The organism is Pseudoalteromonas sp. McH1-42 (assembly GCF_022347845.1).
In the GTDB taxonomy this organism is placed as follows: domain Bacteria; phylum Pseudomonadota; class Gammaproteobacteria; order Enterobacterales; family Alteromonadaceae; genus Pseudoalteromonas; species Pseudoalteromonas rubra_D.
In genome coordinates this window covers 79,010-100,268 of the sequence record NZ_JAKRFU010000015.1, presented here as the reverse complement: position 1 = coordinate 100,268, position 21,259 = coordinate 79,010, and the positions used below count along the sequence as shown (strand labels likewise).

Sequence of the window (21,259 nt, the reverse complement as noted above, 5' to 3'; positions counted from 1 at the left end):
AATCGTTATAAGTAAGGATCATATCACAGCTCATCATGACCGAGAACTTATTGCAGTATCATTTCGATGGCGATGGCCGCGTGATCGGAATAGCGAATGTCTTCTTCATCTCGTTTGGGGTCTAAGTGCGACGCGTAATTATGGTAGGTGAGACGCCTGACCTTGCTTTGCTCAAGGTTAGGATTGAATTCTTTGGAGGCGAGGATGTAGTCAAGTGTGTTGCCCACCCCCTGATAATAATGTGTGGGGGGTTTTTGTCCGAAACTGAGTTGGTTGTCGGCCAGGCAAAAACTGTCAAACAGCCCGACGCTGTTAAAGTCCTGGTGGATGGCACTGGTCGGGAACTGTTGCGTCATAAAAGACAGCGCAGGACTGGCAATGTGATCGTTAAAATCGCCCATCACCAGTGTGGCGGCGCCTTTTTCACGCTGCGTCTTCAGCGCATCATAATAGACAATGGAGGCTTCGAGTGAGCGGGATATTTGGGATTGCATGGTGCCTACTGTTTGGTGCAACAAAGTGAGCAGGGGATCCTCCTGGGGAGTGTTCCCTAGCATATGGGCCATGGAGTGAACCCGCTGGGATTTAAAGTGTACGGCATAAACGGTTGTCAGGCCTAAGCCAGGCAGCTCGAAGCTACACTTTATTGGGGTCCGGTTAAACTTAAATTGATGCTGATTGTTGAGATATTCCAGTAACTCGGGGCAGGGCTCCAGCGGGGTAAAGCTCTTAAACGGGAATTTGCTGGCAATGGCGACAATGGGATTGAACAGCACATTTGGGTAAACCAAGTCCGGTTTTGGGGTGTCAACGGTTGCGAAATAAGGCAGTCCCAGATCTTCACACAAGGTGGCCAGTGTCTCGGGGCTAAATACCTCCTGAAACACAATTACGCTGGGGTCCATATGTTGGATCAGGCCCGTAATGAACTGTGTTTTGGTCAGCCATTGAGTGTCGTTATACGATTCTTCCAGCTGGTAAAAAGAATAGGGCGGCGCAGCAAAGTTCAGCAAATTAAAAGATGCAAACTTGTATGAGTGTTTCTGTGCCATGGTTTTCCCCGTCATTTTAGCCAAAATCCCTGCTTAATCTTAGTCTTTTCCTTGCAACTCGTCACGTGAGCGTTCACAATGGGCGCTGCGTTTGAAAGTCCTCGGACACCGACAGTATACCACTGTTCAGCCAATGCTTATTCGTAAAAGTGTTGATGGGCATCAAATTTAAAACAATTAACTTAAACTAATACATGTGATGCGTTGTAGGTGTCACCACTGTAAGTAGGAATTATCATGCCAGTAATTACTCTCCCTGACGGCAGTCAGCGTATATTTGAAAACCCGGTTACAACTTTAGAAGTCGCTCAAGACATCGGCCCTGGTTTGGCTAAGGCCACCATTGCAGGTCGTGTAGACGGTGTGCGTGTTGATGCCTGTGATCCGATTGAACAGGATGCACAATTAGAAATTATCACAGCCAAAGATGAAGATGGCTTAGAGATCATTCGTCACTCTTGTGCTCACCTGATCGGCCATGCGGTTAAACAGCTTTTCCCTGAAGCGAAAATGGCGATCGGCCCGACCATAGATAATGGTTTTTATTATGACATCGATATGGAGCACTCGCTGACCCAGGAAGACCTCGATGCCATCGAAAAACGTATGCTTGAGCTAGCCAAAACCAATTACGACGTTGTTAAAAAGAAAGTTAGCTGGCAAGAAGCTCGCGATGCGTTTGAAGCGCGTGGTGAGACCTATAAGATGGAAATCCTGGATGAGAACATCGAAAAAGATGATCGTCCGGGTCTGTACCATCACGAAGAATATGTTGATATGTGTCGTGGTCCACACGTACCAAACATGAAATTCTGCCACCACTTCAAAATCATGAAGGTGGCTGGCGCATACTGGCGTGGTAATGCCGAAAATAAAATGCTGCAGCGTATCTACGGCACAGCGTGGGCTGATAAGAAGCAGCTGAAAGCTTACCTGAAACGCCTTGAAGAAGCCGAGAAACGCGATCACCGTAAAATTGGTAAAGCGCTTGATTTGTGGCACTGGCAAGAAGAAGCGCCCGGCATGGTTTTCTGGCACAACGATGGGTGGAGCATCTATCGTGAGTTAGAAGATTTCGTGCGTGAAAAGCTGCGTGAATATGCATACGAAGAAGTCAAAGGTCCGTTAATGATGGACCGTGGTCTGTGGGAAAAATCAGGTCACTGGGACAAGTACTCGGATGCGATGTTCACCACTGAGTCTGAGAAGCGTGAGTATGCAATAAAGCCAATGAACTGTCCTGGCCACGTTCAGATCTTCAACCAAGGTCTGAAGTCGTATCGTGATCTGCCGCTGCGTATGGCAGAGTTTGGCTGTTGTCACCGTAACGAGCCATCAGGTGCATTGCATGGCCTGATGCGTGTGCGTGGCTTTACTCAGGATGATGCGCACGTCTTCTGTACTGAAGAACAGGTAATGGATGAAGTATCCGCCTGTATCAATATGATCTATGATACCTATTCGACGTTCGGCTTTGAGAAAATTGTTGTGAAGCTATCAACGCGTCCTGAGAAACGTATCGGTGATGACGAAATGTGGGACAAGGCTGAAGAAGCACTGGCAGATGCACTAAAAGCAAATGATATTGAATTTGGTTATTTGCCGGGCGAAGGCGCATTCTACGGCCCTAAGATCGAATTTACTTTGTATGACTGTCTTGAGCGTGCTTGGCAATGTGGCACAGTGCAGCTAGACTTTGCTTTACCGGGCCGTTTAGGCGCGACGTATGTAGCGGAAAATAATGAACGTAAAACGCCGGTGATGATCCACCGTGCCGTGTTAGGGTCAATAGAGCGTTTCATCGGTATTTTAACCGAAGAGTACGCAGGGTTATTCCCGACCTGGCTTGCGCCGAAGCAAGTGGTGATCATGAATATCACCGACAAACAGGCAGACTATGTGCACGAAGTTGTACAAAAACTGAATAAACTGGGAATAAGAGCCTGTGCTGACTTGAGAAATGAAAAGATTGGCTTTAAAATCCGCGAGCATACTTTAAAACGTATCCCTTATCTGCTTGTTGTCGGTGACAAAGAAGTTGAACAACAAGAAGTAGCGGTAAGAACGCGCAAAGGTGAAGACCTGGGCAAGTTCTCTGTAGATGATTTCATCGCTAAAATCAGCGAAGAGATTAAAGACAGACGTTAATTTATAGTAAACCTGTGCGAAAGGCTTATCACTTAATTCAAATCGCTTTTCGCACAATATATTTTTGACTTTTTGGAGGAACGTACCATTAGAGGCGGCAAAAAAGGGCAAACTACTGCTCAGAAAAATCGTATCAATGAAGAAATATCAGCAAAAGAAGTTCGCTTAATTGACGCTGAAGGCGAGCAGGCGGGCGTAGTTTCTATTAGAGAAGCAAGAACGCTTGCAGAAGAAGCCGGCCTGGACCTGGTTGAGATCAGTCCAAATGCAGAGCCACCAGTCTGTAAAGTAATGGACTATGGTAAGTTCCTTTTTGAAAAAGCAAAACTACAAAAAGAACAAAAGAAAAAGCAAAAACAGATCCAGGTTAAAGAAATCAAATTCCGTCCTGGCACGGACGAAGGCGATTATCAGGTTAAACTGCGTAACCTTCGCAAATTCCTTGAAGCGGGCGACAAAGCGAAAATCACCATTCGTTTCCGTGGCCGTGAAATGGCTCACCAGGAAATTGCCATTGAAATGCTTAATCGTTTGAAAGCCGATCTGGAAGAAGTGGCTCAGGTAGAGTCATTCCCGAACCGGGTTGAAGGTCGTCAAATGATTATGATGATGGCACCTATTGCGAAAAAGTCTTAAGCAAGGCATAATACGCGCCGATTTAACGATCGACAGAATTTAACTCAGGTTTAAAGTGCGTCAGCCACCTGAGTTAACCGGTACCTAAGTAAAGGTCACGTGTGGCTTTTCACCGGAATTAGGGTGCATACCAGGCCAACAAAGTGATGTGTATCATCCGCCTGCTTGCATAACGTTAACGCAATATCATTTGGAGTTATTGCAATGTCTTACAAACTAAAGACACACAGAGGTGCTGCTAAGCGCTTCAAAAAGACTGCTTCTGGCGGTTTCAAGCGTAAACAGTCGCATCTTCGTCACATTCTGACTAAGAAATCTTCTAAGCGTAAACTTCACCTACGTAACAAGACTATGGTTCATAAGAATGACCTGGGTCTTATCAATCGTATGTTACCATTCGCTTAATAGAGGATATCAGAAATGGCAAGAGTTAAACGCGGTGTTATCGCACGTGCACGTCACAAAAAAGTATTAAAGCAAGCTAAAGGTTACTACGGAGCGCGTTCACGCGTTTATCGCGTAGCTTTCCAGGCAGTAACTAAAGCAGGTCAATACGCTTACCGTGACCGTCGCGCTAAGAAACGTACTTTCCGTCAACTATGGATTGCACGTATCAACGCTGCTGCACGTCAAAACGGCCTTTCTTACAGCCGTTTCATCAATGGCCTTAAAAAGTCATCTGTTGAAATCGATCGTAAGATCCTAGCTGATATCGCAGTATACGACCAGGTAGCTTTCGCAGCACTTGTTGCTAAAGCAAAAGAAGGTCTTGCAGCTTAATTCCATATTAAGTTAAGCGATTGAAAGAAAAGGAGCCTATGGCTCCTTTTTTTGATCCTATCTATTTTTGAGCAAAATTTTGTCCAGCCAGGTTGAGCTAAGCAAGCGCTTAAGATATCCCATTAAGTAGGTCGGGAAGGTGACGTAATACCTTGGCTTTGCACGTTTTGCTGTCAGTGCATGCACGAGCTTTTCGTAGACTGCATCAGGCCCTAAGGTAAACTTTTGAGGTGCAGACTGCGCATTCAGTCGTGCTAACTGCGCTTCGTATTCCGCTTTATGTGCACTGCTGTTTATTTCAATATGTTGTTCAAACGCAATGCGCGCATTACGACGAAAATCAGATAAGACAGGACCAGGTTCTATCAGGCTTACCTGAATATTTGACCCATTTAGCTCCATGCGGAGTGTATCTGTAAGCCCTTCCAACGCGAATTTACTGGCATTGTAGGCGCCGCGGTAGGGCAAAGCGACAAGTCCCAGAACGGATGAGTTTTGAATGATTCGGCTGTCGCCGCCATGGTTTCTCATATGGGCAACTGCCATGCGCGTCAGGGTATGCCAGCCGAACAAATTGGTTTCAAATTGTGCGCGTAAAACCTCGGTTGGTAAGTCTTCTACCGCGCCGGGCTGACCATAAGCGCCATTGTTAAACAGCGCATCGAGCTTTCCGTCGCACAGCGTAACAGCCTCGTCAAATCCCTTTTTGATAGACGCTTCATCAGCCAGATCCAACAAAATACAGGGTATGTCGTCAGCTTCAAAGCGGGTCAAGTGTTCAGGATTGCGCACCGACGCCACTACGCGAAATCCGGCGAGGTGAAGCGCCTTGGCGCAGTAATAGCCAATGCCGGTGGAGCAACCGGTGATTAATATCGATTTTGTCATGTGTTTATCCATGTTTTTTCGCAGGGCCAAAAGTTAGCTCGCGATTAACTGTGAATTTTTGTAGAATCACCGCACATTGTAAGTTGTTAATTTAAATATTGATATAATCATTATATTGATAGATAAAAATAAAGATTGTTTATGAATTTAGGCATTGTTTTGCTAAGTGCAACAGTAAATCTGAATAGTCATTTACCACCGCTGCAAGACTGGCAGGGAAAAAGTGTCGACCTGATGCAGGAGCAGGGACCACTCACCACAGATTTTGAACTGAGCAAGGGTCTGGAAAGTCCGGACTATGCAAAAACGATGGCATTTATCGACCGCCTGGTCGCGGCGAATCCAACTCAGTTTAAGGCGGTTACGATAGGGAAGAGTAATGCAGGCCGCGATATTAAAATGTTGATTGCGTCTCAGGTAAATCAGTTCAGTCCAGCTATGTTGAAAAATAACAACAAACCGACATTGCTGGTCCAGGCTGGGATCCACGCGGGCGAAATAGACGGCAAAGATGCTATGTTTATGCTTTTACGCGATATAGCGACGGGCAAACGGCGTGATGTGCTCAACAAGGTTAATATTCTGTTTATTCCCGTGCTGAACGTCGATGGTCACGAGAGAAGAAGTGCCTATAACCGCATAAATCAGCGTGGCCCTGCGACGATGGGTTATCGCACCAATGGGCTCAATCTGAACCTCAATCGTGACTACACTAAGCTTGACACGCCAGGTGTACGAGCTGTTATGCAAGTGATCAATCAATACCAGCCCGCTATGTATCTTGACTTGCATGTGACGGATGGCGCTGACTATCAATATGATATTACCTATGGGTTTAATCCCAGCTTTGCCAGTGAGTCGCCCGCTGTTGCCAAAGTGCTGGAGCAGCATTTTACGCCTATGATTGACGAAAAACTTCGCCAGCAAGGCCATGAGCCAGGCCCTCTGGTGTTTGTAATGGATAAACGAGACTTTAAAAAAGGGCTCGCAGGCTGGGTGGCTGGCCCGCGGTTTTCAAATGGCTGGGCAGATATTAAGGCACTGCCGAGCATATTGTTAGAGAATCATTCTCTAAAACCTTATAAACAACGAGTACTAGGTACTTATGTATTTGTTGATGGCGTCATTGATGCATTGTCTGAGCATCATCAGGCATTAGCTAAAGCGGTCGAAACAGAGAAACATTTTGTGCCGGATGAGTTGGTTGTTGAACGCAGCTATGCTGAAAAACCAGCACTGATCACATTTAAAGGTATTGCCTATAAACGCTTCAAAAGTGCGTTATCAGGTCAAATGGAAGCCAAATATCTTGGTGAGCCAATGTTGTATGAGCAACTCCCCGTATACTGGCAAAAAGAAGTAAAGGTTAAAGTGAAAGTGCCCAGTGCGTTTTACATTCCGCCTGCTTATACCAATACTGTGGAAAAGCTTAAACTCCATGGGGTTACCGTTGAGCAGCTGAATACTGATGTATTGGCTGATGATTTGGTTCAGCTTGCGATAACCTCATATCAATTTGCAGACACCCCATTTGAAGGGCGTTTTCGTGTTAGTGCCGAATTTGAGCAGCAGGCAGTGTCGACATCCCTGAGCCTGTCGGGCTGGTATCGAGTGTCAACTCAGCAAGCCAATGGAGAGCTGGTAACCCATTTGCTACACCCTCAAGCACCTGACTCGTTTTTCGCCTGGGGGGATTTCCCTGGCGTGTTCCAGCGCACTGAGTACGTTGAAAATTATGCGCTTGAACCTTTCGCCCGGAAAATGTTAAAAGACAATCCGGCAATGGCACTGGCGTTTGATAAAAAAATCAGCGAGGATAAAGCCTTTGCGAAAGATCCAAAAGCGAGAATGGAGTGGCTATATCAGCGTACGCCATATTATGATCAGGCTTATCTGAAGTATCCGATACTCATGTCCTTTAAGGAAAAATAAATGCAGGTAATCACCATACCCGTCACTCCATTTATGCAGAACTGTCGGATTATTTGTTGTCCTGGCACAGGACTGTGCGCAGTGGTTGACCCGGGGGGCGATGTTGATAAAATATTGTCTGTTATAAAGGAACGCACCCTTAAAGTTGAAATGATTTTGCTTACGCATGGGCATCTTGACCATGTTGGTGCCAGTGAGGCGTTATCCGAAGCTTTAGGGGTTGATATTGTCGGGCCACAGCGCGAAGATAAGTTTTGGTTTGATGCATTACCTATGCAAGCGCAGATGTTTGGCTTTGCACCGCAGGCCTCGTTCTTTCCCAGACGCTGGCTTGAAGACGGTGAATGCGTTGAACTTGGCGAGCTGAAATTGGAAGTGCGCCATTGTCCCGGACATACGCCGGGTCATGTCGTGTTTTATGAGCCACAGAGTGCAACTGTATTGGTTGGTGATGTGTTGTTCAAAGGCTCAGTCGGCAGAACAGATTTTCCAAAGGGGGATGCGGCATTGCTAAAACGTTCTATCGAAACTCAGCTATTCACTTTACCAGAGGCGACTCGGGTAATGAGTGGCCATGGTGAAGATACGTCGATTGGGTATGAGCAGCGACATAATCCTTTTATGAGCGGGCGGTTTGGCTGATAACTGAGTCTATCGGCACTGTATTCATTTAACTAATTAAAAATTAAGAAAAATATGTCATTAAATCAGGTTGATCGTCAAATACTAGCGCTGTTACAGCAAGATGCGAGTTTATCTACGGCAGAAATAGCCGACAAAGTAGGGCTGTCCCAGTCACCTTGTTGGCGTCGTATTGCCAAACTCGAGCAAGATGGTTATATCAAAGGTAAAGTTGCATTGCTGGATGAGAAACAGCTTGGTTTTGATATGCTTGTTTATGCTCATGTTAAGTTATCTAACCATGGCCGTAATAACCTTGCAGAATTCGAAAAATTGATCATGAGTTATGACGAAGTCACTGAGTGCTATACGATGGCAGGCACGATGGACTTTATGTTACGCATTATTTCTCGTGGTATAGAAGGGTATGAGCAGTTTGTCAGAGATAATCTGCTCAACCTCGAATATGTTCAGGAAGTTCATTCAAACGTTACAATGACGTGCGTTAAGCGAACCACAGCCCTGCCAATCTGATTGTCATACATCAGACCTGAAACTCAACTATAATGTATCTCATTTGTTAAAAGCGCTGGATTTTGCTAGGATCCAGCGCTTTTCTGTCGTAGTAATAATCTTGGGGATTTAAATGTTTAATCTAATAGGCAAAGCGCCCAGCTCTGCTAAGAACGACATACTGTCAGGATTGACCGTCGCTCTGGCGTTGGTACCTGAAGCTGTCGCATTTGCGTTTGTCGCACATGTCGACCCATTAGTCGGCTTATACGCCGCGTTCATCGTGGGCTTGATCACGTCTATTTTTGGTGGTCGTCCAGGTATGATATCTGGTGCAACCGGTGCGCTTGCCGTCGTTATGGTGAGCCTGGTGATTGAACATGGTGTCGAATACCTGTTTGCGACAGTGTTGCTGATGGGGGTCTTACAGATCCTCGCAGGCGTATTTAAGCTTGGTAAGTTCATTCGTATGGTGCCGCACCCGGTGATGCTCGGCTTCGTAAATGGCCTGGCCATCGTAATTTTCCTGGCTCAGCTTGGCCAGTTTAAGGTGATGGATGGAACTGGCACATTACAGTGGATGCAAGGGCAGCAGCTTTATATCATGGCTGGTCTGGTAGCGCTGACGATGGCAATCATCCACTTTCTACCAAAACTAACAACGGCGGTACCGTCAAGCCTGGCAGCAATCCTGGTTGTTACTGGTTTGGTGATTGGACTCGACCTCGACACACGTAACGTTCTGGATTACCTCAAAGATATGAGTGGCAATGTGAATGCTACTATTGCAGGCGGCTTCCCTGAATTCCATATCCCTCAGGTGCCCTGGACATGGGAAACTTTCACGATTATTTTCCCATATGCACTGATCCTTGCCGCGATTGGTCTGATTGAATCATTACTGACCCTGACCTTGATCGACGAGATCACTGAAACACGTGGCCATTCGAACAGAGAGTGTATTGGCCAGGGCGCTGCAAACATGACCTGTGGTGTATTCGGTGCAATGGGTGGCTGTGCAATGATTGGTCAGTCAATGATCAACATTAATTCAGGTGGTCGTAGCCGTCTGTCTGGTATTACCGCTGCCATATTACTGCTTGCCTTTATCTTGTTTGCTGCCAGCCTAATCGAAATGATCCCACTGGCTGCTTTGGTTGGTGTGATGTTTATGGTTGTACTGGGTACTTTTGAGTGGTCCAGCTTCCGCCTGATGAAGCGCATTCCAAAGAGCGACGCGTTTGTAATTGTCCTGGTATCTGGTGTCACAGTGGTGACCGACCTCGCTATCGCAGTCTGTGTCGGTGTGATTGTCTCAGCGCTGGTTTTCGCCTGGGAGCACGCTAAACATATCTATACCAGCAATTATATTGATGAGCAGGGCTCAAAAGTGTATGAGTTACATGGCCCATTATTCTTCGGCTCTGTAAAGAATTTTGCTGAGTTGTTTGATGTGGCAAATGATCCGGCTGATGTGATCATTGAGTTCAAACATAGCCGAGTTGCCGACCACAGTGCAATTGAAGCCATTGATGCGCTTGCAGAAAAGTACACTAAGGCCGGTAAGAAATTGCATTTGCGTCACCTGAGTCAGGATTGCCAGCAGTTATTGGCAAAAGCGGCAGATTTGGTGGAAGTGAATGTGATAGAAGATCCAAAATATAAAGTTGCATCGGATAAACTGGCGTAACTTCAGGACAGAAGCCCCTTCATTGGGGCTTCTGAACAACTCTGGCTACTGCCTTTCCTCATGCACCATGTAACGGTTTTTTAGCCGCTCTGTGCGCTCACACAGTGCTCGTGCGCCAATAACCAGCCTCTAGATTGTGTTTGACTTAGTCGCCTCACCAGATTGAGTATCACTTTCCAATACTCGAGTAATGGTATCGAACAGTGCCTGCATATCAATTGGCTTAGCAACGAAGTCGTCAAACCCGAGAGAAAGGTAACGGCTGACATCCTCAGGGAGTACATTGGCTGTAATGGCGATGAGTGGATTGTGATAGTCGGTGCTTTTAACCTGTTGGCAAACCTCTATACCATCCATCACAGGCATTTGAATATCAACAAAGAAGAGGTCAGGTCGAGCTTTATTAAAGCTCTCCATGGCGAGCTTACCGTTAGCCGCCATAATGAGTGTTGCATTGGTCTTTTTCATCATGGCTGAAAATATTTGCTGATTAATCAGGTTATCTTCAGCAAGCAGTACCTTAACACCGCTCAGATCTGGGGCTTGAGGTTGTGTTTGTCTATCTGCGATTGCAGACTGGGTTGCGATTTTAACACTTTGCAGCGGGAGTGTGACCGTAAACTGACTGCCATCCCCTGCAACACTTGTGACTTTTACCTCACCTTGCATGAGCTCCACTAGCTGTTTGACAATAGCCAGTCCCAGTCCTGAGCCGCCGTATTTTCGAGTGGTTGAATTGTCGGCCTGATGAAAATGTTTAAACAAATTGGAAAGCTGGGTGGGAGTCATACCAATTCCGCTATCGCAGACCTCTATCGCGAGTCCATTGTCGTCACCTTGCACTCTCAAAGTTACCTGGCCTTGCTCTGTGAACTTGATTGCATTTGATAGCAGGTTACGAAGGATTTGTTTTAGCCGCAGAGGGTCGGCAAGTTTGATTGATAAGTGCGCTTGCAACTGTGAGTCCAGTTTCAGCGCAACCTGTTTGTCACGGGCCACGTGTTTGTACTCCTGAATGACTTCCCGACATAACTGCGGAATGTCCACAGCCAGAACCTCGAGTGTGAGTTTGCCAGCTTCCATTTTAGAAAAGTCGAGTATGTCATTCACCAGGCCGAGTAAGGTTTGTGAAGAGGTATAGCCTTGTTCAATCAGGGAGCGCTCTTGCACACGAAGATCCTCTTGTCTCAGAAGCTGAAAAACGCCCAGAATCGCATTCATTGGGGTGCGAATCTCGTGGCTCATGGTGGCAAGAAATTGTGCTTTGGCCAGCTCCGATTGCTCGGCTCGCACTTTCTCCTGCTTAAGTTGTGTGACCTGTGTATTGACGGTGTCGACCAGCTTGTTAAGGGTCTTTTGCAGTGTTTTTAGCTCTTCATATTCGAGGTTTGCATTATTCTGCTCATAGTTACCTGATGTCAGAGACATGCAGTATTTTTCAAGTTGCTTCATGGGAGTCGTGACTTTACGGCTGACGTAGGCGAGGTACCAGAAAAGTATGATCAACACGCCTAATGCCAGCATTGCGCTTCTGATGATAGCGTACAGGATTTCCTGAGTATAAGCGCTGTGCTGATGGGACAGCGATAGCGATAAATTCAGGCCTTCTGTGTCACGTTCATAAATGGGGTAGGTTGCATTGAGTCCTGCGTCGACATCATGCCCTTTATGAAACCACATTTGCTGATCTGAAAAGGTTGTCAGTGATTCATAGTCAGCCAGTTCAATCGCCAACTGACTAACATCCAATTCAAAGTACAGCACGCCGGTATAACGAAATGGGTCGATGAGAGAGGGTAAGGTCTGCCGTAACGGCACGGCAATAAACAGTGTTCCTTCGTGGGCCGATTTAACGTTGAGCTCTGTGTTGCTGATCAAGAGCTTTCTGACCATCAACTCGCGCGCACTTTCGTTAATGACAGAAGCGGTGTGCTCTATGATAGAAGGGGTTGCCCAGTGCAAAGTATAAAGAGGGTAACCCTCAACAATGTAAGGAGAGCCATCACTGATCATCACACTTTTGACCAATGGAGATTTGGATACCAGCTCTCGGATCTCCTTAAGCGCGTATTGTGTATACAAAAGGTTTAAAGGCAACTCTGCTAGGATCCGGTGGTCGCTGTAGTGCGCGACCTGAAATGTCAGTTCGGCCAGTCTGTTTTTTATGTCCAAAGACAGGCTGGTTGCGCGTTGTGCAACGGTATCTGATGCGATTTTATTGGCTTGTGTCCAGGCGCTATAGGCGAAATGGGCCAGGGCAATGGTTAACAAGACCAGGACCATAGTGCCGACTTTAAGCTGTAATTCACTGACCAGGTTTTTTTTCTTGCTCATAGCTAATCGACTTTTCTACGATATGTTGCATGAAATGGGCGGCCTGTTGTTCATCAAGCACGCCAGCAAGGTGGCGTGTCAGGCCTTTCAACATGGCTTCCCACACAAAGGCCATTTGTGCTTCGTTGGGCATCGGCTGAGTGTATTCCAGTGTTGTGATAAGCGCTTCAACCTGTGCAATGCTTTGTATTTTTAATGTGTCTAATGCTCGCTTATCGACAGGCAGAGCATTAATTGACGACCAAAAGTTGGTTTGTACCGGCAGAGATTGTAAGAATTCAGATAAGTGTTTAAGTTCTGCTCTTTTGGGGCCCGACAGGGCATTATTAGGAAAGGCCATGACATGTGATGAAAAGTAGGAGCGCATAGGTGCATCATTCAGGCTGGGCAATTGTGCGACCCCTAATTTGTCCGCAAAATGCTCGGAGAAGCGCTGGAACATCCAGGAGCCATTGATGGTGTAGGCAACTTCGCCAGCCAAAAATCGATTAACCGTGCATTCGTAGTTACATTCTACGTCTAGCCAGTCTTCTTCTTTGAGCGACTTATACCAACGCAGAGCGCGGATCATCGCCGGTGTGTCCAGGTTCACATGACCATTCAAAATCAGTGGCGTACCAAAGGTGCCCAGAAATGCCCTAAACCAGTACATCTCGTAATAATTCCAGCTTATCTCAACACCCTGGGCTTGCTGCTGTGCGCGGAGTTGTTGCCAGCTTTTAGCAGGTTGGCTCACCAGCGTCCTGTTGTAATACAGCATCAGGTGATTGCCAAAAACAATAGGTACGCCAAGTGTCGTGCCGTTGGCTTTGATGTTGGATTTTACTTGTTCTATCAGGTGTGTGGACAGCCAGTCGTCAGGCACTGCGGATAAGTTGAGTGCTGTCAGTCCCATGTAATCCGCAGGAACTATGATGCCGTCCGGTAACGCATTATTACTGGCACGGAGCAATAACTCCGATTTGAGGGTGTTATTTTCAAATTCAACCACCTTAACTTGGATACCCGTTTTTCTGGTGAATTCAGCAAACAGGGGCTTAAAGTCGTAATTTTCCAATCCGATGGCAATGGTCAACGATTGTTGTGGTTTTTGACTGGTATATCCCAAACTACTGAACAGGCTCGTCATCAGCATGAGTAAAAGAGTCAAACTTAACCTGCCAGACATGGCCTTCCTTAGTGAGTGATAATCTATTTAATGTATAGCAAATTCTATGGCCAGGGCAAACTGAGGTGTGCCAAGACCAATTAGAATTGATAACGTGTCATGATAGCGAACGGTTATGACAACTATGAGATAGGCCGCTGCGATATAGAGTGACGTAAAGGTCAGTCGAAACCAGCAGACTCAAAAGCAGTTGAATTTAAAAGGTAGTACGACTTTTGCGATTGCGACAATATACAGGCTTAAAGGATGCTGATTAAGAAGGGCGTGATTTAATGTCGTGTGATTGTTTATATGTGAAGGAGTAAGGAAATATGAGAAGTTGGTCGGGTCGAGCTGATTCGAACCATTGACTGCTGGACCGGGTTGTAGAGAGTGGTGGTGCTCTAACCAACTGAGCTACGATGGTACATTAGTAGGCGCTTTGTAAATTAACCAAGAAAGATTAATTGGTACGACCGAGTGGATCTGAATCACTGACCACTGGACCGGGTCATAGAGAGTGGTGGTGCTCTAATCAACTGAGCTACGGTGGTACATTAGTAGACGCTTTGAAAATTAACCAAGTAAGATTAATTGGTACGACCGAGTGGATCTGAATCACTGGCCACTGGACCGGGTCATAGAGAGTGGTGGTGCTCTAATCAACTGAGCTAAGGTTTTGCAATAGTAGGCGCGTTAAAAATTAACCAAGAAAGATTAATTGGTACGACCGAGTGGATCTGAATCATTGACCACTGGACCGGGTCATAGAGAGTGGTGGTGCTCTAATCAACTGAGCTACGGTCGTACAATAGTAAACGTTTTGAAAATTAACCAAAAAAGGTTAATTGGTACGACCGAGTGGATCTGAATCACTGACCACTGGACCGGGTCATAGAGAGTGGTGGTGCTCTAACCAACTGAGCTACGGTGGTAAAATAGTAGGCGCGTTAAAAATTAACCAAGAGGGAATAATTGGTACGACCGAGTGGATCTGAATCACTGACCACTGGACCGGGTCATAGAGAGTGGTGGTGCTCTGAATAGATGAGCTATGGTTTTACAATTGAGGAGTTAATTAATAACAAAAGTAGATTGGTACGACCGAGTGGATTCGAACCACCGACCCCCACCATGTCAAGGTGGTGCTCTAACCAACTGAGCTACGGTCGTACAATAGTAGACGTTTTGAAAATTAACCAAAAAAGGTTAATTGGTACGACCGAGTGGATTCGAACCACCGACCCCCACCATGTCAAGGTGGTGCTCTAACCAACTGAGCTACGGTCGTACAATAATAAAAGCTTTGAGAATTAACCAAATAAGATTAATTGGTACGACCGAGTGGATTCGAACCACCGACCCCCACCATGTCAAGGTGGTGCTCTAACCAACTGAGCTACGGTCGTACAATGTTGAGCAACTATGACTGTTTTGTTGCATTACGTCACTTGCCAACGGCCGCTAATATATAGCGAGCGTTCGAAGGGATCAAGTAAATTTGCTAAATTAATGTTTGTTTGCACTTTTTTCGCTCATACCGGTGCAACTTTACACACTTTATAGAAGCCTTGCCACCATTGTGCATGCCGCCTGCTTGATGACTTCAGCTCTGTCATCAGGGCCGCTGCATGGTCCGGGTATAACGGGTGAGGTATAGCTTGTGAAATTTGAGCGAACGAGTTACTCAGTTCCTGTAACTGATTACTGAGCTGAGACTGGTATGGTTGCAATTGCGAAATAGCGTATTTATTGAAAATATTATGCAACACCTGAGCCTTTTTCTTGTTTTTACCTTCAGGACAAATCGTTTTTTCCAGCTTTATTTGCGACAGCCATGTCGTTAGTTTTTGGTTCCAGCTAATTTGTCTACGCGCACTGGTCATTAAAGTTTGGATATAGCTGTTATTGTGTAATTTACTTAAGGCAGGCGTTATTTTCTGTGGGTCAATGTTTTCAGGGGTAAGTAAACTGTTTGCTATGGACGCAAGCACAGCCAGGCCCTCATTGGCCTGGATCTCATTGTCTGTGCCTCGCTTGTCAGTTTCTTCAAATGTCAGTCGGTTAAATTGGTTTAGTTCGGGCTCTGCTGAGAGCATAAATGCGAAATACTGAGGCAGCGCTGTGCGCTTTTCTTCGGCTGCCTGACGAAGAATGTTTTTGACTTCCTGATTCTGAGTTTTGGTATCCTGAATGCAGCGTTCAGCCAGCTGGATAAAGCGAACTTGATACTTGAATACCTCGCTGGGGACGGCCAGTTTACCGAGTTGGTTATTGTGTCGTGCTACGTCCTGGGCCAGCGCACAATGTCCCAGGTTGGCTAGCTGCAATACAGAGAGCTTAAACGAGGCTTCAGGCCTGGTGGCTGTGTATTCGACGATAGGGGATAGTTTGTCAATGCTGGGCGGAGGGATGTCCAGCACATTGGCCAGCCTGTTGGCATATTCCTGGTTGATGTCACTGGCAGTGGGTGTACAGGCCACTGCCAGTAGCAGGCTAAACAGGATCGGGGCGTAACGTATCAAGCCGTTTCCTCACAAAATAAAGAAGTAGTATAGCGGCGCAAGTCAAACCGACGATAATGCCGACCCAGAACCCTCTGGCACCCATGGCCGATGTCAGTATGTCGGTTTTTGCCAGCACAAAACCGAGGCTGAACCCAATCAGCCAGTAAGACACAAAGGTGACAATGGTGATGGGGCTGGTGTACTTCAATCCACGCAATACACCATTGGCAGCAACCTGCAAAGCATCTGGCAGTTGATAAATACATGCCAGCACGATTATCCCAGAGGCCAGTAACGCCACTTCGGTATTTTGAGTATATACCCAGGCAATCTCATTTCGGATCACGTAGGTAAAGGCCGCAACAATCACTGATACTACCACGGCACAGACAAAGCTGGTGTAGACCGAATTTACCAGTTTGGGGTAATTGCCTTCTCCTGACAAAGTTCCGATACGTATTGCAATCGCCATAGAAAGGCTAAGAGGGAGCATAAACAGAATGGTGGTTACGCTGGCTGCTATTTGGTGTCCGGATACTGCGATGGCTCCGAGATCTGCAATGAATAGGGGAATACAGGCAAATAAGGTCACTTCAAAAAACGTTGCGAGACAAATGGGTAGGCCAAGTTTGACTATTTGAAACAAAGTTGCAGCATGCGGCCATGCGAAGGCTGTGATCAACCAGTGTCCATCGAGATATTTATTGTTGAAGCTATAAATCAACTGCGCGATGGCCATGACCCAAAATACTAAGGTTGTTGCGAGTCCACACCCCGCGCTGCCCAGTGCAGGCATGCCAAACTTGCCATAGATAAATACATAGTTGGCAAAGACATTGACGACCAGTCCAAGCAAACTAATGTACAAAGCTGCTTTTGTGTTACCAACGCCTTCTGTGACATTACGATAGACAGAAAACAATAAAAAAGCAGGTAATCCCCATTTTACAAAATCAATATACTGTTGTGCTAAGTCTGTGATAGCACTCGCTGCCCCGATACGTGCAAAGACCAAAGGAGTAAAGGCACTGGCAATAAAACCAAGTGAAGAGAGTATTAATGCAAGGTAGATACCCTGCTGAAAGTAGGTTTTAATACCGTCTCGTTGTTTGGCCCCATCGCAGTAAGCAACCATACTGGTGATTGCCAATAGAATACCCTGTAAAGAAAAGGTCATCGGGTTCCAGGTGCCGGTTGCAATTGACAGTGCAGCGAGATCTTCGGCACTGACTTGCCCCGCCATCATAGTGTCGACAACCGACATAAGTACCAGCGTGATTTGGGCAAAAAAGACAGGGGTGGCAAGACGCACCAGGCGCTTTGCTTCCCATAAAGCAAATTTCATACTGAGTCTGGACTTCCTAAAACGTTAATCTTAAAAAACTTCTTTAAAACTTACCACTTTTATCTGATAAAAGCGCAGTTTAATCTGATGAGTGTTTGGGTTACACTGCGCGGCATTATTCTCGAAAATCTGAGTGTTATGTTTACCGGAATTGTACAGACTCAAGCGACAGTAGTTAGTGCTGTGTTGCGCGAAGGGATCATGAAGCTGGTGTTGTCGGTTGACAGCCGATATTTGGAAAAATTGACTCATGGTGCGAGTATCGCAATTAATGGATGTTGTCTGACCGTAACAGATTTTGAAGTAAGAGGTGCAGACGTCGTCGGACAGGTGTCTTTTGATGTGATCGACGAAACGCTCCAGTTGACCAACCTGAACTTGCTGCAGCAGGGCAGCCGGGTTAATTTTGAACGCTCTGTGACCTTTGGTACTGAGTTGGGTGGGCATATTGTGTCCGGCCATGTGCATTGTCAGGCGACGATCCTGGCATATATTCAGGAAGCCGATAACTGCCGGATCAAACTTGCCATTCCTGAGCAGTGGAAAAAATACATTCTTTATAAAGGGTTTATCAGTGTTAACGGTGCAAGTTTGACGGTAGGCAAACTAGAAGAAGATGGTTTCTGGCTTCATCTCATTCCGGAAACACTGGCACTGACCAACATTGGCACAGCCCACGTTGGCGATCTGTTTAACATTGAAGTTGACCAGCAGACATACACGACCGTGAACACGGTAGAACATTATTTGCGTAAAAATAGGGGCAATTTCTCATTGTGAGACTATCCTGGTGGCGCGAGTCGATGATTTCGAGGCGATAATACCGCTGTTACATCCTGTTATCGTTGCGGCGCTGGTATCTGAGGAGACAATACCGTGAGTAGCAGGTGTTGTTCTTAAACATGTGGTGATGTGGGCACTGTCAGTGCCCATTAAAAGACTTGTTCGTCGTCTGCATCAACCCTCAGTTCAAGCTTGTTAATTGCGTAATCTATATGCATGTTCAGATGGATCGGGTTGCAACAAGCTGCGCAATCTTCATAGTAGTCCTGATCACCTTCGCTAGCGTCCAGACTAACAAAAATATGATGGCCACAATGCGGGCAACTAATACGTTGGTCATACAGCTGCTTCATGAGTTTACTCCAACGAGTTTTCCGTTTTTTTCATTAATAACTATAGCAGCATTGTGGAGTATTACAGTAAAGTTGCAGTTATTTGCAAAGGTCTTCGATGTGGTTAGCGGCCTGCTTCAGATAATCCCCTGCGAACATATTTGCGTGGCATAGCAAAGGATAGAGTTGATAGATACGCCGGCGGTCTTCATACCCTTCCATTCTGGGGTAAACACTATCATACCCTTCATAAAATGCATGTGGCAGGGGCGCAAAGAGTTCGCTCGATGCGAGATCTATTTCTCTGTCACCATAATAACAAGAGGGGCAGAATAAACAGGGTTTACCCTGGGAAAAGGCGATATTGCCACGCCAAAAGTGGCCGTGTAGCAAAGATGGCGCGACTTGATGTGGCAACATGGGTTTAATGCGCTCAACGAACTGGTCGATATCGACCAGTTTGATCCCTTTTTCTGCCAATAGTTGTAGCTGCCAGGCGATCCGTTCTTCGGCAAAAAACACTTCCCATTTTTTATGCCACTGGTTTGGCTGAGCCAAATCGAAAAAGTAATTATCTTCCTCCAGTCCATACATTTTTTGCTCGTGGCGAGCGTGTAGTTTGGCGAGCGTGGTGCCACAGGTGTACCAATCTTCGAGCTCTCCTGACGTCTCAAGCCATTCAAGCACCAAAAAGCAAAATTCAATGCTTGAGCCTATTGTGATGGTATCGGCAACTAAAAAGTCGCTGTCCCGGATCAATGTGTCATGGTTGCGGGCCTCGCATTCAAAGCGCTCCAGCGCTTGAATATGATCTACCTTAACCAGATAGCAGTGATGATCATTCTCGATTTTAAACAACCGAGCGTGCGCATTGCAGGGCAATTGCGTTTTACGGGTAAACTCGAAATGTTCATGAATTGCATCACTGATATACTGGTTTACGAGATTCCACATAGTCCCGCCAAGGTTTGAGTACCACACATAGTCTAAACTATGGCCGATTTTTGCTATAACACAAATACTTGTAGCGAGATTTAAATTCACTACAATATGCGGCCGGGCAAAATACTCAGATCATAAGAGGCACTGATGAGTAAAAGTTTAGCGACGAATATCCTGGCCGCTGTGGTTGTACTGCTTGGCTGGTTATTAAAGATCGATGTGTTATGGACTATGGGCTTGTTTGCCTTGTCGGGGGCCGTCACGAACTGGCTTGCAATACACATGCTGTTTGAGAAAGTGCCGGGTCTGTACGGGTCGGGCGTGATCACCATTAAATTTAAAGAATTTAAAAGCGCCATTCGTAAACTGATACTCGAAGAGTTCTTTAACGAAGATAAGTTGCGTAGTTTCGCACAAAAAAATGAGATTCAGCTGGATCTGAAGCCAGTCATTACGCAAACCGACTTGTCACCTGCATTCAATAAATTGGTACAGGTGATAGAGGCTTCTCAATTTGGGGCTATGTTGGCCATGGTGGGCGGTAAAGAAGCGATTGAGCCGATGAAAGACAGCTTCACCGATAAAATGAAAGAAGCCTTGTTTGAAATCAGTGAAGGGGAAGATTTTCAGCAGCAACTGTCTGGCCTACTGAGTAGCGGGCAGTCGGTTGATGCCGTAAAAGTAGCCATTGAACATGCTGTTGAAGAGCGTTTGGAAGAACTCACGCCAGCGATGGTCAAAAGTATTGTTCAGGATATGATCCACACGCACCTTGGCTGGTTGGTGGTTTGGGGTGGTGTCTTCGGTGGCTTGTTTGGGCTCATTGCAGCTTTGGTCTAAAGGCCACCTTGTGTGGGTCATTTAGATTGGATAAAACCATTTATATGGACGCATCGTGCTGGGTATCAGCAGTTCACGATGCGCCGAATGGATGGCTGACACTTATCTGGAACCAGAAATGACGATTGTCTGTGTGTTTTCGGTCATCGCTATGTCTGTGATTGACGTGTCAGTCGTAAAGTCGATATTAAGCAGCCCCGCAGTTTTATGCAGGCCAAATTTCTTGGCAAACTGAGGCACTGGCATCTCGTTGCAGGTGAGTTTATTGGCAACAATAGAGCGGCTGATACGATGCTCCGTTAGTTCTTTAATTAAAGTCAGGCGGTGGTTAGTTCCTACTGCGACACATAGCTGTGTCGCGATGCTGTTGTCTGCTCCTACAAATTCTATGTCTCCTGCACTGGCAGCCATGCTGGTGGCCAGAAGCAGAGGGGAAAGCACTAAAGTCGCGGCAAGTTTCATGATCTTCTCCAGATTTATACAAAGCTCACAACAAGTATTAATGTGAATGCTGCAAAATGCTGTAACCATGAAATAACCGAATGTAAGTAACTATGTCTGCTGTAAAAGTGCTAAGTAACAAATTGATTTTAATGCTATAGTTGTTTCAGACGTAAGAGAATAATGTGTTTTGTCAGGGCAGTTTTTTTTCGATTAACTATTTTTCTTTGTTTCATTATAGTGATGTTTTCCTTTAATTGAGCTTAGATTAATACCTGTGTCAAAAGTATGTCGATACTTCTCTGGTTGTGACTGCAATACAAGTTTG

19 protein-coding genes and 4 tRNA genes are annotated in these 21,259 nt (G+C 46.0%); 10 read left to right on the top strand and 13 right to left on the bottom strand.

The genetic code is table 11. The features are described from left to right. Positions 1 to 47: 47 nt before the first annotated feature. The gene (locus MHN31_RS14935; protein ID WP_040645231.1) at positions 48 to 1,052 is read right to left on the bottom strand and encodes an endonuclease/exonuclease/phosphatase family protein; all 1,005 of its coding nucleotides are present in this window, start codon (positions 1,050 to 1,052) and stop codon (positions 48 to 50) included. A 237-nt stretch (positions 1,053 to 1,289) separates the two neighbouring features. On the opposite strand from MHN31_RS14935, the gene thrS reads away from it, so the two are divergent. The 4 genes from thrS (at position 1,290) to rplT (ending at position 4,616) form a co-directional block, all read left to right on the top strand. Beyond that, entirely contained in the window at positions 1,290 to 3,200 is a 1,911-nt protein-coding gene (gene thrS, locus MHN31_RS14930; RefSeq protein ID WP_010387197.1) for a threonine--tRNA ligase, read from the top strand. A 72-nt stretch (positions 3,201 to 3,272) separates the two neighbouring features. Continuing rightward, a complete protein-coding gene (gene infC / locus MHN31_RS14925; RefSeq protein ID WP_010387196.1) occupies positions 3,273 to 3,836 on the top strand; it encodes a translation initiation factor IF-3 in 564 nt (187 codons plus the stop codon). Between the two features lie 204 nt (positions 3,837 to 4,040). After that, positions 4,041 to 4,241 (top strand): 50S ribosomal protein L35, encoded by a 201-nt coding sequence (gene rpmI, locus MHN31_RS14920; RefSeq protein ID WP_010387195.1) that lies wholly within the window; start codon positions 4,041 to 4,043, stop codon positions 4,239 to 4,241. Positions 4,242 to 4,256: 15 nt separating this feature from the next. Continuing rightward, positions 4,257 to 4,616 (top strand): 50S ribosomal protein L20, encoded by a 360-nt coding sequence (rplT, locus tag MHN31_RS14915; protein WP_010387194.1) that lies wholly within the window; start codon positions 4,257 to 4,259, stop codon positions 4,614 to 4,616. A 57-nt stretch (positions 4,617 to 4,673) separates the two neighbouring features. On the opposite strand, the gene MHN31_RS14910 is transcribed toward rplT, so the two are convergent. Further along, entirely contained in the window at positions 4,674 to 5,504 is an 831-nt protein-coding gene (locus MHN31_RS14910) for an SDR family oxidoreductase (protein WP_239444610.1), read from the bottom strand. Between the two features lie 141 nt (positions 5,505 to 5,645). Here MHN31_RS14910 and MHN31_RS14905 point away from each other — a divergent pair, with 141 nt between their 5' ends. The 4 genes from MHN31_RS14905 to MHN31_RS14890 all read left to right on the top strand — a co-directional run bounded on the left by MHN31_RS14905 (position 5,646) and on the right by MHN31_RS14890 (position 10,260). Further along, entirely contained in the window at positions 5,646 to 7,436 is a 1,791-nt protein-coding gene (locus MHN31_RS14905; RefSeq protein ID WP_125559750.1) for a M14 family metallopeptidase, read from the top strand. Then, positions 7,437 to 8,078 carry an MBL fold metallo-hydrolase gene (locus MHN31_RS14900; RefSeq protein WP_138539207.1) on the top strand — a complete coding sequence of 214 codons (642 nt, stop codon included), beginning with the start codon at positions 7,437 to 7,439 and terminating at the stop codon, positions 8,076 to 8,078. 54 nt (positions 8,079 to 8,132) lie between these two features. Continuing rightward, positions 8,133 to 8,591 (top strand): Lrp/AsnC family transcriptional regulator, encoded by a 459-nt coding sequence (locus MHN31_RS14895; RefSeq protein WP_010387187.1) that lies wholly within the window; start codon positions 8,133 to 8,135, stop codon positions 8,589 to 8,591. Between the two features lie 112 nt (positions 8,592 to 8,703). Further along, positions 8,704 to 10,260 carry a SulP family inorganic anion transporter gene (locus MHN31_RS14890; protein ID WP_239444609.1) on the top strand — a complete coding sequence of 519 codons (1,557 nt, stop codon included), beginning with the start codon at positions 8,704 to 8,706 and terminating at the stop codon, positions 10,258 to 10,260. Between the two features lie 129 nt (positions 10,261 to 10,389). Here the strand turns inward: MHN31_RS14890 and MHN31_RS14885 are convergent, their stop codons facing one another. The 8 genes from MHN31_RS14885 to MHN31_RS14850 form a co-directional block, all read right to left on the bottom strand. Then, positions 10,390 to 12,594, bottom strand: coding sequence for an ATP-binding protein (locus tag MHN31_RS14885; RefSeq protein ID WP_239444608.1), 2,205 nt, complete (start codon positions 12,592 to 12,594; stop codon positions 10,390 to 10,392). After that, positions 12,566 to 13,762: an extracellular solute-binding protein gene (locus MHN31_RS14880; protein ID WP_239444607.1), complete on the bottom strand. Its 1,197-nt coding sequence runs from the start codon at positions 13,760 to 13,762 to the stop codon at positions 12,566 to 12,568. The genes MHN31_RS14885 and MHN31_RS14880 overlap by 29 nt, the downstream gene beginning before the upstream one ends. 701 nt (positions 13,763 to 14,463) lie before the next feature. Next, positions 14,464 to 14,549, bottom strand: a tRNA-OTHER gene (locus tag MHN31_RS14875). Between the two features lie 288 nt (positions 14,550 to 14,837). Then, positions 14,838 to 14,914 (bottom strand) — tRNA-Val (locus MHN31_RS14870). A 41-nt stretch (positions 14,915 to 14,955) separates the two neighbouring features. Next, positions 14,956 to 15,032: transfer RNA gene (locus tag MHN31_RS14865), tRNA-Val, on the bottom strand. A 41-nt stretch (positions 15,033 to 15,073) separates the two neighbouring features. Then, positions 15,074 to 15,150, bottom strand: a tRNA-Val gene (locus MHN31_RS14860). Between the two features lie 126 nt (positions 15,151 to 15,276). Further along, positions 15,277 to 16,266 (bottom strand): DUF3080 family protein, encoded by a 990-nt coding sequence (locus tag MHN31_RS14855; protein ID WP_239444606.1) that lies wholly within the window; start codon positions 16,264 to 16,266, stop codon positions 15,277 to 15,279. Continuing rightward, positions 16,238 to 17,593, bottom strand: a complete 1,356-nt coding sequence (locus MHN31_RS14850) for an MATE family efflux transporter (RefSeq protein ID WP_239444605.1) — start codon at positions 17,591 to 17,593, stop codon at positions 16,238 to 16,240. The genes MHN31_RS14855 and MHN31_RS14850 overlap by 29 nt, the downstream gene beginning before the upstream one ends. Before the next feature lie 138 nt (positions 17,594 to 17,731). On the opposite strand from MHN31_RS14850, the gene MHN31_RS14845 reads away from it, so the two are divergent. Continuing rightward, a complete protein-coding gene (locus MHN31_RS14845) occupies positions 17,732 to 18,373 on the top strand; it encodes a riboflavin synthase subunit alpha (protein WP_125559798.1) in 642 nt (213 codons plus the stop codon). Positions 18,374 to 18,525: 152 nt separating this feature from the next. On the opposite strand, the gene MHN31_RS14840 is transcribed toward MHN31_RS14845, so the two are convergent. Then, positions 18,526 to 18,729 carry a CPXCG motif-containing cysteine-rich protein gene (locus MHN31_RS14840; RefSeq protein WP_010384490.1) on the bottom strand — a complete coding sequence of 68 codons (204 nt, stop codon included), beginning with the start codon at positions 18,727 to 18,729 and terminating at the stop codon, positions 18,526 to 18,528. A gap of 78 nt (positions 18,730 to 18,807) precedes the next feature. Beyond that, a complete protein-coding gene (locus tag MHN31_RS14835) occupies positions 18,808 to 19,662 on the bottom strand; it encodes a fructosamine kinase family protein (protein WP_239444604.1) in 855 nt (284 codons plus the stop codon). A gap of 135 nt (positions 19,663 to 19,797) precedes the next feature. On the opposite strand from MHN31_RS14835, the gene MHN31_RS14830 reads away from it, so the two are divergent. Further along, on the top strand, positions 19,798 to 20,490 hold the full coding sequence (locus MHN31_RS14830; RefSeq protein ID WP_125559736.1) for a DUF445 domain-containing protein: 693 nt from the start codon (positions 19,798 to 19,800) through the stop codon (positions 20,488 to 20,490). A 102-nt stretch (positions 20,491 to 20,592) separates the two neighbouring features. Here MHN31_RS14830 and MHN31_RS14825 read toward each other — a convergent pair whose 3' ends face one another. After that, positions 20,593 to 20,952 (bottom strand): DUF3718 domain-containing protein, encoded by a 360-nt coding sequence (locus MHN31_RS14825; protein ID WP_164517515.1) that lies wholly within the window; start codon positions 20,950 to 20,952, stop codon positions 20,593 to 20,595. Positions 20,953 to 21,259: the final 307 nt, after the last annotated feature.